10 protein-coding genes and 1 pseudogene are annotated in these 12,448 nt (G+C 53.0%); 5 read left to right on the forward strand and 6 right to left on the reverse strand.

Features of this window, described 5'->3' with window-relative positions:
- Positions 1-194: 194 nt before the first annotated feature.
- Both ACLGE8_RS11035 and ACLGE8_RS11040 read left to right on the forward strand, forming a co-directional pair.
- Positions 195-335, forward strand: a pseudogene (locus tag ACLGE8_RS11035) (hypothetical protein); the annotation flags it as partial.
- 262 nt (positions 336-597) lie between these two features.
- Entirely contained in the window at positions 598-1,845 is a 1,248-nt protein-coding gene (locus tag ACLGE8_RS11040; RefSeq protein ID WP_410998471.1) for an MFS transporter, read from the forward strand.
- A 500-nt stretch (positions 1,846-2,345) separates the two neighbouring features.
- Here the strand turns inward: ACLGE8_RS11040 and ACLGE8_RS11045 are convergent, their stop codons facing one another.
- Positions 2,346-2,840: a glutathione peroxidase gene (locus ACLGE8_RS11045; RefSeq protein ID WP_410998472.1), complete on the reverse strand. Its 495-nt coding sequence runs from the start codon at positions 2,838-2,840 to the stop codon at positions 2,346-2,348.
- A gap of 81 nt (positions 2,841-2,921) precedes the next feature.
- Positions 2,922-4,334 carry a hypothetical protein gene (locus tag ACLGE8_RS11050; protein ID WP_410998473.1) on the reverse strand — a complete coding sequence of 471 codons (1,413 nt, stop codon included), beginning with the start codon at positions 4,332-4,334 and terminating at the stop codon, positions 2,922-2,924.
- Positions 4,335-4,584: 250 nt separating this feature from the next.
- Here ACLGE8_RS11050 and ACLGE8_RS11055 point away from each other — a divergent pair, with 250 nt between their 5' ends.
- On the forward strand, positions 4,585-5,376 hold the full coding sequence (locus ACLGE8_RS11055; protein ID WP_410998474.1) for an MBL fold metallo-hydrolase: 792 nt from the start codon (positions 4,585-4,587) through the stop codon (positions 5,374-5,376).
- A gap of 6 nt (positions 5,377-5,382) precedes the next feature.
- Here ACLGE8_RS11055 and ACLGE8_RS11060 read toward each other — a convergent pair whose 3' ends face one another.
- Positions 5,383-6,246 (reverse strand): helix-turn-helix domain-containing protein, encoded by an 864-nt coding sequence (locus ACLGE8_RS11060; protein WP_410998475.1) that lies wholly within the window; start codon positions 6,244-6,246, stop codon positions 5,383-5,385.
- 285 nt (positions 6,247-6,531) lie between these two features.
- On the opposite strand from ACLGE8_RS11060, the gene ACLGE8_RS11065 reads away from it, so the two are divergent.
- Both ACLGE8_RS11065 and ACLGE8_RS11070 read left to right on the forward strand, forming a co-directional pair.
- Positions 6,532-7,809 (forward strand): oligosaccharide MFS transporter, encoded by a 1,278-nt coding sequence (locus tag ACLGE8_RS11065; RefSeq protein WP_410998476.1) that lies wholly within the window; start codon positions 6,532-6,534, stop codon positions 7,807-7,809.
- A gap of 17 nt (positions 7,810-7,826) precedes the next feature.
- Entirely contained in the window at positions 7,827-9,029 is a 1,203-nt protein-coding gene (locus ACLGE8_RS11070; RefSeq protein WP_410998477.1) for a glycoside hydrolase family 88 protein, read from the forward strand.
- Between the two features lie 46 nt (positions 9,030-9,075).
- On the opposite strand, the gene ACLGE8_RS11075 is transcribed toward ACLGE8_RS11070, so the two are convergent.
- From ACLGE8_RS11075 to ACLGE8_RS11085, 3 genes are all read right to left on the reverse strand, one after another.
- Complete coding sequence (locus ACLGE8_RS11075; RefSeq protein ID WP_410998478.1) at positions 9,076-10,320, reverse strand: MFS transporter; 1,245 nt, start codon at positions 10,318-10,320, stop codon at positions 9,076-9,078.
- 134 nt (positions 10,321-10,454) lie between these two features.
- Positions 10,455-11,354, reverse strand: coding sequence for a L,D-transpeptidase family protein (locus ACLGE8_RS11080; protein WP_410998479.1), 900 nt, complete (start codon positions 11,352-11,354; stop codon positions 10,455-10,457).
- Positions 11,355-11,499: 145 nt separating this feature from the next.
- Entirely contained in the window at positions 11,500-12,351 is an 852-nt protein-coding gene (locus tag ACLGE8_RS11085) for a Vmh family MBL fold metallo-hydrolase (protein ID WP_410998480.1), read from the reverse strand.
- Positions 12,352-12,448 lie beyond the last annotated feature (97 nt).

A 12,448-nucleotide genomic window follows, 5' to 3' on the forward strand; every position in this document is an offset into this window, starting at 1 on the left:
TTAATTATTAAAGTAATAATTTCATTAATGCTTTAAGTGATTGGAATCAATGTGTTGGTGAGTTTTTATTTTTCAATATTGATTGAAAAAAGTCGATACTGCTATTTGGAGTGAGATAAATCTTATTGCTGTTGGGTGAAAAAAGAACGGTTTACGTTTAAAGGTAAATAAACACATACTAATCGAAAGGTTTATTTCCCGGGGAAAACTACCATGTGGCTGTCACCTACCCGAATGACGAAGAGTTTGAACTCCTTTCTGATCCTTGCGTTTTCCAGCATGTCGTTCAGGCCTTCTCACCGCTTCAATCCTCTTTCCGGGTAACCAGTCGGTAAACCGGAACTGTCATCGCACTCGTACTCATTACATTATCAACATTCGCTTTTAGCATGAGGCGGACAAACCAACTGGGTTGAAGGTTCGCAGTGAGCGATTCGCGGACATTCAACTTCAAGGTACTTTATATGCTAAGGTATTGTATCGATTTCAGGCAGGGTACCGTTTCCGATGTAAAGGTTTTCTCTTTTAACAGTGCTTATTTTCCGCGTTGCCGTGGGCTGCGTGGGCTTCTGTTATTTAAGATGAGAACCTTTCTTTATGAACACGTTACTGTTTGCGCTTATTGGCGCGCTTCGTAGCCACCGCTGGCTTCGTTTCCTTGGGTTTGCCTATATCTTGTCATCGTTGGGCAATGGGCTTACTCAGGTCATTATTTTCGGTCAGCTTTTACACTGGCATGCTTCTCCTGCGACACTGACCATTGTGTATATGTTGTCGATGCTACCCAGCTTTATGGGCAGCATCTGGGGCGAGATACTCTGCAAGAAAACGTCACCACTGCGGATCCTGATTTTTACCGAGATATCTGGTCTGTTTGCGCTTGTTTTTCCCATATATGGCTTGCTGCATCATAATGTACCGGCGCTGCTGGTCGTGCAGTGCATAGAGGCTCTGCTCAGCGGCATAAGTTACCCGGCGCTGACGTTGCTGTTCAAACGCGGATTGCGCCATGATGAACTCCCGGCTGCAACGGCCATGGAAACCATCATTTTTGCTTCACAGGTGTTGTTGGGGACTGGCCTCGGTGTTTTGCTTTTTGGTCTGATTCCTCCGCTGCATCTGCTTGCCATTGATGCGCTCAGTTTTACGGCTTCTGCGATTCTACTTATGATGTCTGCCGCTTTTTTTTGCGGTGAAGCACACCGGTCAACAGAGACTACGCCGGTCAGACGGGAATCCCTCTGGCGTGCCATATCACCCTTGCAGAAAAGAAGCATTATGCTGTTACCCGCGCTTGCCGCGGTGGGGTCACCCGCAATGGCGCTTTTACCTGCACTGGCACAAGAAATACGGCCTGAAGATTCTGCCGGGCTGGCCTTGCCGCTGCTTTTTGCACGAAGTCTTGGTCAGCTCTGCGGGCCGCTGATGCTTGATGCCAGTAAATTGCAGCAGTATGCCGTTAATAATAGGTTGTTGCTGGCCTGTCTGAGTTTATTTATTGGAAGCTATTTTTTATTACCACTATCCGCCGGGTATCGATACATCGGACTGGTTCTTATCTTCAGTGCACATATGGCATCGAATATTGTATTTGCTTTGGGTACGTTTGGTATTTTGAGGAACTTCCCACAAACCCAGGTTGCAAAAGCCAGTGCGATGTCATGGCGTGTGCAGGTGCTGACCGCCACTATTTTCACCGGTATAACCAGTGCAATGGCGCAATACTTTGGCGCATTTTACGCACTTTATTGTATGTCTCTGTTCAGTCTGGTAGCTGTCGGCGTTTTGCTCTGGTTGAACAGGACGAGAGCACTAAATAAAGTGAACCTACGCCTTCGAGAGTAGAGGAAAGCTTTTATCTCCCTAAGCATTCATGAGGTATGCCAAATCAGATTACGCACGCCTAAAAGCGATGAGGTTAGATAACCTGATTGGCAAAGTTGCTATGGGGGCGGCTGCTGATATTGCGGAGCGTAGCTAATATCATAAACTTGTCTGCTGACCATTGGTTGGCAGATTTGTTATCACCAAAGGTCCGCATCTGGCACGCAGCGGACATCGCTAACTGAGCTGAAGGTCCGCTGTGAGCAAGAAGCGTACGTACAGAAAATCACTACACCCATTGTCGGTATCCCACTCACTGTTCCAATTCAGCCATCGCCAATTCGGCAACTTTTATGGTTGTTGAAGCAGCATCGTTACTTGAGAGGGGCCAGGCGGTTGAAAGGCCACACCATGCAATTAATCAAAGTGGGAAACAGGCATGCATTCAGGCATTTTAACCCTAGGTAATGCGCTTTCCGGCATGCTGTTTTCTAGTAAGCCTGCTCAAGAGCATCCTCCCATCACTTCCCCCCATTAACCCCTAGCGCCGCAACAATCGCCGCCTCCATTTTCTCAGGCTTAGTAAACGGCGCAAAACGCTTCAGCGGCGTGCCGTCGCGTCCGATCAGAAACTTAGTAAAGTTCCACTTGATTCGTCCACCCAGCACGCCGGGGAGCTCGTCTTTCAGGTAATGGAACACCGGGTGCGCCGTACCCCCATTGACGTTGATTTTCTCGAACATCGGGAAGCTCACGCCGTAGTTGATGTGACAGGTCTGCGCGATGTCGTCGGCGCTGCCGGGTTCCTGTTTGCCAAACTGGTTGCAGGGGAAGCCCAGTATCACCAGACCCTGCGCGGCGTACTTTTTGTAGAGCGCTTCAAGGCCGGCGTATTGCGGTGTGAAGCCACAATGGCTGGCGGTGTTCACTACCAGAACCACTTTGCCTGCATACTCTGCCATAGCGATAGGTTGACCCTGCAGGCTGGTGGCGGAGAGTTGATAAAAGGATGTCATGACGGGATCCTTAGCGCTGAGCGAGTGGGGGAGCGTGTCGTCCAGGGCTCAACGCATAAATTGTTGAGCCCTGGAGATTATTTAACGTACCACGCTGACATTTTCCAGTTTTACCGGGCTTTCCGGCCGGTCGCCTACTTGTTGAGTCAAGGGAACGAACAGGTTGAGGTCCTGCAGCCAGGCGAGCTTTTCAGCGCTGCTCTTTTGGTTGTCTCTGGAGGAATGACACGCGACGAGCAGATATTTACCGCTAAATTCAGGGGCAATGCTGTTCGCCTCTCCCCCTGTCGTGACGTCACAGCGCAATGATGAGGCAGTGACTTTCTTATCGGCATCAATATCATCCCACTGCGCCTCGTAATGTTGACCCGCCGCTAACGGGAAGTGTAGATCCGTTTGCAGCGAGTTAAGCACTGAGGCGCCGGTGCTGATAGACATCGTGAATTTCAGCTGCAGCTGATTGGCCAGCGTTAAGCGTTGCACCGTCCAGATGCCATAATCCTCAAGCTTGCGGAGATATCCATCCGGCTGCGCATCCAGCTGGACCTTAATCTTGCCGAGGTCGCTGCTCTGGGTATAGCGAATCTGTTTAAAGCGCGGAAGCGCCCAGGGTTTAATCAACGACTGTACCTGGCGCTCGATATTTGCCGAAAGCGGATATTTGTTCAGCCACTGCGGATTATTATTGGTCAGATCCGGCATGGTCGGCCCCATCAATGTGGAAGGCTTCTTGTTGGTGGCGGGAACAAAGAGCCCTTCGGCGGTAAACGTTTTTCCTGCCGGTAGTTTGCAGAGCTGCTCGAAGCGCTGCGTCATTTGGGCATCAATAGGGAAGCTGCTCTTACGGCGAAGGATATCCGCAGTAATAAGCGAGTCGGTTACGCGGCCTTCGCTGTCGAAATTCATGGCCGCAGCGGCTGCGCCCTGATGGGTTTCACAGTTATAGAGGTAGCGTTCAACTTTTAATACCAGCGGCGCGTCATAAGGCGGTTCCCAGGTAATATCGGCAAGGTCATAGCCCATGTTTACCGATAAGATGTCGTCGGTGCGCTTAATGCTATTCACATCAACAAGTGCGGTTATACCGCTGTCTGACGTCGCGGATAATTTTTCCCACCGCGCTGCTTTTACCGGTAGCTGGCAAACCGTGCGAATATCCTCGGCCTTCATCTGCGGGTCGTCCTGCGCCGGCGCATAATGAAGATAGCTATTGCCGTAGAAGCGCGCCTTCGTTAATCCTTCTTTATTCAGTAGATCCTTATACAGAAGCTGTGACTTACCCTGTTGGCAATCAACGGAGCGCCATTGCTGAGCGGTGTTGCCATTATCGAAGGTTAACGACACCATAAAATTCACCCGATCGTTAATTCTGGTTATAGACAGGGGATTGGTGCTGCTGCTGACCAGTACGGGATTATCAGCGGCCTGAACGTAAGACAAGGGGATAAACGTCAGAAAGACAAGAGGGTGAATAAAGGGGTGTACGCGAGACATACATGTTCCTTCACATATTAATTGAGAAATAAAGATATCGGCATCAAAGGAAAAATGATTAGTTCGATTGGGTAGTTACCTTAGAGAAAAACAGCCATCAGGTAAATCGTAAGAGGCGGTATTTAAATTAACCGAAGCACTAACGGGAACATCACTGACTCGCCGTGTGCCAGGCTGACAATGTTGATTATCTGACACGACGTCACATAAGTGCAGCGCTCAATGGACACGCAAAAATGGGGAGAACTCAATGATCACATTATGCAAAACCTGCGGCACATCCTATAAAACGACCGGTTCCCATCCTGCGCACTGTTTAATCTGTGAAGATGAACGTCAGTATATACCTGCTGAAGGGCAGCAATGGGTCGATTTCGACGCCCATTGCGCTTCGCACACTACCACGTGGAAACAGCATGATAGTGCACTTTTTAGCATTCGCACCGTTCCTGATTTTGCGATCGGTCAGCGCGCATTTCTGCTGCGCACCCCGCAAGGCAATATTCTGTGGGACTGTATTGCCACACTGGACGATGCCACGAAAACGCTGATTGCATCGCTCGGCGGGCTTAAGGCTATTGCGATATCACATCCCCATTACTACACCGCCATGCAGGATTGGGCCGCCGAGTTTAACGCGCCGATATACCTTCATGCCAACGATCGTCAATGGGTGATGCGCGACAGCCCCTGGATTCATTTCTGGGAAGGCGACACGCTGGAACTGACTCAGGACGTCGCGGTTATCCGTCTCGGTGGGCACTTTGCCGGCGGCTGCGTGCTGCACTGGGCGCGGGATGAGGGCATCGTGCTTTCCGGCGATATCGTTCAGGTTACCGCCGGGGCGCGAGCCGTCTCATTTATGTGGAGCTACCCTAACTTACTGCCGCTGCCCGCTGCCACGGTTAGCGATATTACCCAACGTCTGGCGACGGTTAAATTTAAGAAACTCTATGGCGCGTTTGCGGGCAAAGATATTACGCACAATGCCGATGAGATCGTGCGCCGCTCGGGGGATAAGTATGTCTCCTGCCTGAAATAGCGGTGACTACCGCTCAGGCAATTCAGAATCGCCAGCATAGTGCTTGCGGTATTGCAAAGGCGACTGGCCCAACATTTTTTTAAAGCAGGTAATGAAGTAGGTCATTTCGGTGAAGCCTACCTGCTGGGCTATCTCCGTCACGCTGAGCGACGAGTAGCGCAATAAATCGCAGCTTTTTTTAATCCGCCGGGTCAGGATGTACTCCTGAATGCCGCCGCCGGTTTGCTGACGGAAAATGCGGGAGGTATAGCTGCGGGAAAAGCCGATATCGGCGGCCAGTTCCTCCAGCGAAAATTTGTGTTGATAGTGTTCTTCCACCCACTGCATGATGCGCGCGGCCACGGTCTGCTGCTGGTGGACGTCACTTTGCGGCTGGGTTGGAAGAAAATCCAGCAGCTGCATGACCAGAAAGGCAACATCGCTGGCGGAGCGGTGCCCCTGTTTTTCCTGCGACTCGAAGCGGTCGAGGATATAGGCAATATGGCCCGCATGCTCGCTGAGATCGTGGATCTGCGCGGGCGCACGAGTGCTGGAGAGCGCGGCAAACTGCGTCTGGTGGCGGGGAAACATCTGCAGGGCGCTGAACACGGCATTGTGTTCAATGTGCATGGCGGTGCGAAACGTGGGGTTGTTCTGTGCCGCCTCCACCTGAACCTTATGCAGGCGAAAGGGGGGAAAGATAAAAAATCGCCCTGGCCTTGCCGTGTAGTGCTGCTTGTCCACCACGACAATGCCATACCCTTCGGAGATATATAAAAACTCCACGCACTGATGCCAGTGGTAGTAGTGGGCGCTTGCTTGTTTTGGTCGCTGAAAAGAGACCACATCATTGCCCAGTGCGATACGTTCGAGTCGTTGCGGATCGTTCATTGTTCACCATGACAACAGAATTAAGCTTTACTGTTACGATTTGCAAATATTGCTGAATATCAGCCCATGAATCTAATCAAACTTAAAAATTGAAATAATTTTGTGAACAGGCTCACGCTGTTGCCGCCAATAAATTGGCTACTCTCCGCTCGTCAGCATCCGGATTCTGTCATCAGATTTACCCTATAAACACTCTTTAAAACGGCAGGACATTATGATTACCTCAGAATCTCTTATGTTTGTTAATGATAACGATGAATATCGAAATTATGCTGGAGCCGTATCATGAACGCGATTTCACCGATGCGCTTAGCGCAGTGCAAAATGAGCGGTTTTATCTTTCTTTACTTCTTTACCTGGTCATCCAGTTTTGGCTTATATGCGCTGTGGCTCAGCCAAAAGGTTGGGCTGGATAGCGTGACCATTGGTAGCGTATTTGCGATTAATGGTGTATTTGCCGTAGTCATGAAACCGGTATATGGCTATATCATGGATAAAATAGGCATGAGCAAATGGCTGCTCTATTTTGTCTGCGCTACCTCAGCATTGATGGCACCGTTTTTTGTTTTTATTTACCAGCCGCTGCTGCTGAGCTATACGCTGGTGGGCATTATTATTGGCGCCTTCTATTTAAGCCTGGGCTGGTATGCGGGGGTGGCGGCGGCTGAATCCTATGCGGACCGTTTTAGCCGTCTCTACGGTCTGGAATTTGGCCGTATACGCATGTGGGGTTCGCTCGGTTGGGCGCTGGCGGCCTCGATGTCTGGGGTGCTGTTTAACTATACCCCGGCGGCCAACTTTATCCTTAGCAGCAGTACGTCGCTGTTGATGCTGGCGGTATTGCTGAGCCTGAAGATCGGCGACGAACAGTTGCGTAACAATGCGGTTATCTCGGAAAACAAAATAGTATTTGCTGACGTTATCGCGCTGATGCAAAACCGCAAGTTCTGGATGTTCAGCCTGTACGTTGCGGGCGTTGCGTGGATGATGTTTGTGGCTGAGCAGCAGTTCCCACGCTATTTCGTCTCCTTCTTTGCCACTAAAGAGCAGGGCAACGCCTGGTATGGCTATCTGGGCACGCTGCAGGCGGGCATTGAATTTCTGATGATGATGTTTATTCCGGCGCTGGTGAACTATTACGGGGCAAAGAAAGGCTTATTGCTGTGTGGCTGTGTCGTCGGGGTACGTTTAATCCTCTCGGGATTAACGGTCGACCCGCTGATGATTTCCATTATTAAGCCTTTCTACGGTGTGGAAATTGCGCTGCTGTTAATTTCCGTCTTTAAATATATTGCTGAACATTTCCATAAACGTGTCAACGCGACGATGTATTTATTAGGTTATCAGGCAATGGTTTATGTCGGTTCAGTGGTCGTCGCGCCACCGGCGGGATATTTATACGATAAAATTGGTTTTTCGCATACTTTCTTAATGATGGGATGCTGCGCGCTATTATTTACCCTCATCTCCTCTTTCACCTTATCCAGCAGCCATGCCGGAAAAAAAACGTCTACCGTGCGTACTGATGTACTGCATCCTCAAACGGTTAAACCCTCGAAATAGTAATAACAGGATAAATTATGACTGGTAATAAAACGGCGCATGTCGTTACCGAACCCCTGCGCCCGTTAAACGGCTCGCCTGTCGATCGTCAGGCATTAAAAACCACTATCGACAAGGCGCTGCAGCCTATTACGTCGCGCATTGACCGAACGCTGTTTGCGCTGGGCGATAAATTCCCGAATGAGGCGTGCGAGGGCGGGAAATGGCAGCCAGCGGAAAACAATCAGTGGACTAACAGTTTCTGGACCGGTCAACTCTGGCTGCTTTGGGAAATGACCGGCAATCATAAATATCGTCAGGCCGCCGAACGGTTCATTATCTCTTTTGCCGACAGGCTGGCCCGGCAGGTGGAGACCCAGACACATGATCTCGGCTTTCTCTATACCCTGTCCTGCGTCAATGCCTGGCGGCTGACGGGGAACTCCCGAGCACGGGATATTGCGCTGCACGCCGCGGAGATGATGATGCAGCGCTACAGCCCAACGGCGGGGATTATCCAGGCATGGGGTGACCTGACCGACCCTGAGCAGCAGGGGAGGATGATTATCGACTGCAATATGAACCTGCCGCTGCTTTACTGGGCCAGTGAACAGACGGGGAATCCGGCGTTTGCGCAGGCCGCGTTATCCCATGCCACCCAGGCGGCAAACTATATTGTCCGGCCCGATGCTTCCACCTATCACACCTACTATATGGACGTGACGACCGGTGAGGCGCGCTATGGTAATACGCATCAGGGACACAGCGACAGTTCCTGCTGGGCGCGCGGTCAGGCGTGGGGGATTTATGGGTTTATGCTCAGTTACCTCTATACCGGCAATGCCGATTTTGTCAGCCTGACTCGCAGCCTGAGCCACTACTTCATCAACCGTTTGCCGGAGGACGGGGTCTGCCACTGGGATCTCGCCTTAGCCAACACGGATGCGGTACGCGACAGTTCGGCAGCGGCTATTGCAGCCTGTGGCCTGCTGGAGCTGGCGAAAGCGCTGCCGGCGACCGATACGGATCGAATGCAGTATGAAGAGGTGGCCCTGCGCATTGTGGAGTCGTTGACCGAACGCTATCTCTCCCGCGATCCCTCGGCATGCGAGGGGCTGCTGATGCACTCGGTCTATCATATGCCGGCCGGAAAGGGGGTTGATGAGTGCTGCTCCTGGGGGGACTACTTCTATCTTGAAGCGCTGATTCGCGTGCGCCAATGCTGGAAGCCGTACTGGTAAGTCGGTGCGGGGCAACGGTAAAGGTTGCCCCGCGTCATGGAGAGAGTTAAGACAGCGTCTGGTGAGGCTTGGCCTGGGCGCTGTTGTCGAGCCGCCGAATGGCGGGCACCAGGCTGGCGCAGACCGTGGCAACCACCACCGCCACCGCCGACACCATCAGAACGTTGCTGCTGCCAAAGCGCATCGCCAGCGGCCCGGCAACCAGCTCGCCAAACGGGATTGCCACGAAGGAACCTACGGCATCATAGGCGTAGACCCGCGCCAGCTTGTCTGGCGGAATATGCGTTTGCAATGAGTGCGCCCAGGAGACGCCGAACAGGCCAAACGCCACGCCGGTAACAAAAAAGGCGGCGGTCAGATAGGGCGCAGAGGCGAGCTGACTCAGCATAAAGATCGGTACTGCGCAGAAGATAACCAGCATCACGCCGATAAAGAGATCCCGGCGCGGACGCCAGCGCAGGGCAAGGAAGGTACCGGTAATCAGCCCCACGCTTTGGGCTGCGACGATCATTCCCCAGTGCGCTCGTCCGAACGAGGCATCGGCAATTGCCGGGCCGAGCACCATCACCACGCCGCTAAACGCCGCGTTGACTATCGTAAACTGCACCACGATAGACCACACCCAGGCGCGGCTGGCAAACTCTTTCCACCCCGCTTTTAGGTCCTGCAGGATGTTGCTTTGTGATTCGCCGTTGCTGATGGCAGTGACTTTAATTATTGCGTACAGCGGAGCCGATGCGGCGAAGCCCAGCGCATCAATTGCCAGCCCCCAGCCCGGCCCGACCGAGCTGGCGAGGATCCCGCCCAGCGACGCACCAATCACCGTTCCGCTGTAGATACCCAGCTGAATTAAGGCGTTGGCTTCGCGCAGATTTTGTGGTGGCACCGTTTGCGGCACCAGCGCGGATGAGGCCGGTAAGGCGATACCCGCCGCCGCGCCGTTCAGTGCGCCGAGCAGGGCGAGGCTTAACACTGAGGCGGAGCCATCAAGCACCGACCAAGCGACGATGGCCTGGGAAATCGCAGCAACGGCGGAGGAGTAGACCAGCACCCGGCTGCGGGAGTAACGGTCGGCTAACACGCCGCCAAGCAGCAAAAATGCCACGTTAAAGATGGAGCGCGAGGCGACGACAATGCCTAAATCCGAGACGGTGCCGCCGATGTCCAGCACGGCAAACGCCAGCGCTATCGGGGCGATACCGTTGCCAAGCACGGTCAGCAGTCGCGCGGTGAAAAGATGGCGAAATACGGGGAAGTGGTAAGCACGAACTTTTTTATTATGCGTATTCATTGTGGCAACGACTTCTTGTCAGCGGTTCGAATATAAGACGTGAGGTCGCAACAGAGTATCGGCAGCTTTGGTAGGGGTAAAGTCGTGCGGGTAAAAAAATCCACGCCGGGGCGTGGATTGAGCGGAATTCAGGGTTAATTCAACCTGACCGGCATCCCGGAGCGCAGCGCCAGCGCCTGGCTTAACACCGTCTGCTGAATGTCCGCTGCCGCCAGAGTGGATTTCAGCGCCGCCGGGATCGCACTCGCTGAAGCCGTGCTGGTTCCGGACTCGGATAGCGGGCTGTGCACTTCGATATAGCGCTCGCCGTTCGGTTCAACGTCGGCTTTAATCGGCTGATTTACAAACTCGACGCGAGTGCCAACGGGCACTTCGCTAAACAACGTTTTAAGATCGTCGGCGCGTAAACGCACGCAACCGTGGCTGACTCGCAGCCCGATGCCGAAGTTCGCGTTGGTGCCGTGAATCGCAAACTCGTTGCCAATGTACATGGCGTACAGCCCCATTGGGTTATCTACGCCTGCGGGGACGACGGCGGGAAGAATATCACCGGCTGCGGCAAATTCGGCGCGTTCGTTGGGCGTTGGTGTCCAGGTTGGCCCGACCTTTTTCTGTTTAACCGAGGTTACCCAGTGCTCCGGCGTATCGTGCCCAATCTGACCAATGCCCACCGGATAGATTTCGACGGTGTTGCTGCCCGCCGGGTAGTAATAGAGGCGCATTTCCGCCGTGTTAATAATAATCCCTTGATGCACCGTAGCGGGCAAAATGGTCTGCGACGGGAAGGTGAGAACGGTACCGGGCGCTGGGAGATAGACGTCCACGCCGGGGTTGGCGTCGAGGAGATTGCTCATGCCGATATGGTGTTTGGCGGCGTAGGTTTCCAGCGGGGCTTTTTGTCCTTGAGGAACCTGCTCATATTCGTTGCTACCCACCAGGTTTCCACCGGCTTTCGGTAAGGTATAGGTCACTGCAAAGGCGGGGTGAACGGAGAATACGACGGCGAGCGATACCAGTAACGTGTTAAGTTTCATTAGGTTAAATTGTACGACAAATATGTGTGTCGCTGATTATACCTACCCGCTATCGCCAACTCCATCGTTTTTGGCGCGATAGCGGGGGGACTACAGGGATCTCATTCTAAAGGCGAGCTTTTTTGTGAAACCCTACGGCGTCAGGCTACCACTTCATTTCGCCGGTGTTTACTTTGGCGCTAAGCTCAAGCGAGCTTTCATCGGCAAGGCCTGGGTACGCGGCTTTCATCGCGGTAATCACGTCTGCCGACCCTTTATGTGCGGTGAGCGCTTGTTCAAAGGTTTGCAGATAGCGGTGAGTGAACGCAATGGCCGCATCGTTTGCCGGGCGCTCGCCCAGGTAGTGCCCTGGAATAACCTGCTGTGGCTTCAGCGCCTGCATTTCACTCAGCACCTTCATCCAGCCCTGACGAATCGCTGGGGTTTGCGTATCGGCGGTCCAGACGTGGATGCCGGAGGCAATACCGGTACCGCCCAGAATCGCCTTGTTCGCCGGGACCCAGACATAGGCGGCATAATCGCCCGCGTGCTTCAGCTCCAGCGGCTCGCCGTCAACGGTAAAGCGCGTCGCGCTGGTGGCCTGCGGCACGATGATTTTGGTTGGCGCGCCGTCTTTCATCTGCGGCCCCCAGAAGGCCAGTTTGGCATCTTTGGTGGCCTTGATGTGCTCAACCACGGAAGGGGATGCCACGACCTTAGCCTGCGGGAACGCCTTCACCAGCGGTTCCAGCCCAAAATAGAAATCCGGGTCGCCGGAGGTGATGACAATGGTTTTCAGCGTTTTGCCGCTGTCGCGGATCATCTGCACCAGCTTTTCGCCATCTTTAACGCTGAACTGCGCGTCAAACAGCACCGCCTCTTTCGGGCCTGAAACCAGCGTGGACGAGACCGGGAAAATGCCTTTTTCCTGAGGGTTATAGACTGCAAGGTGCAGTGGGGCAGCAAACGCGGAGGTGGCTGCCAGCGACAGAACCAGCGTGAGGGATGTTAATTTCATGGCGATGAACTCCGTAAAGGGTGTAAAGCGCATTCTACGGATTTCTGCTTCTGCTAGAATTCCTGAAACAATACATGCTGAGTTTCATAAAACGATC

The sequence above is a fragment of the Kluyvera sp. 142486 genome (assembly GCF_046569695.1).
In the GTDB taxonomy this organism is placed as follows: Bacteria; Pseudomonadota; Gammaproteobacteria; order Enterobacterales; family Enterobacteriaceae; genus Kluyvera.

Excerpts from the sequence above, each read along its gene's own strand:
- ACLGE8_RS11075 (WP_410998478.1), bottom strand. The coding sequence starts at position 10,320 with ATGAATACGCATAATAAAAAAGTTCGTGCTTACCACTTCCCCGTATTT.
- ACLGE8_RS11040 (WP_410998471.1), top strand. The coding sequence starts at position 598 with ATGAACACGTTACTGTTTGCGCTTATTGGCGCGCTTCGTAGCCACCGC.
- ACLGE8_RS11065 (WP_410998476.1), top strand. The coding sequence starts at position 6,532 with ATGAACGCGATTTCACCGATGCGCTTAGCGCAGTGCAAAATGAGCGGT.
- ACLGE8_RS11085 (WP_410998480.1), bottom strand. The coding sequence starts at position 12,351 with ATGAAATTAACATCCCTCACGCTGGTTCTGTCGCTGGCAGCCACCTCC.
- ACLGE8_RS11070 (WP_410998477.1), top strand. The coding sequence starts at position 7,827 with ATGACTGGTAATAAAACGGCGCATGTCGTTACCGAACCCCTGCGCCCG.
- ACLGE8_RS11080 (WP_410998479.1), bottom strand. The coding sequence starts at position 11,354 with ATGAAACTTAACACGTTACTGGTATCGCTCGCCGTCGTATTCTCCGTT.
- ACLGE8_RS11060 (WP_410998475.1), bottom strand. The coding sequence starts at position 6,246 with ATGAACGATCCGCAACGACTCGAACGTATCGCACTGGGCAATGATGTG.
- ACLGE8_RS11055 (WP_410998474.1), top strand. The coding sequence starts at position 4,585 with ATGATCACATTATGCAAAACCTGCGGCACATCCTATAAAACGACCGGT.
- ACLGE8_RS11045 (WP_410998472.1), bottom strand. The coding sequence starts at position 2,840 with ATGACATCCTTTTATCAACTCTCCGCCACCAGCCTGCAGGGTCAACCT.
- ACLGE8_RS11050 (WP_410998473.1), bottom strand. The coding sequence starts at position 4,334 with ATGTCTCGCGTACACCCCTTTATTCACCCTCTTGTCTTTCTGACGTTT.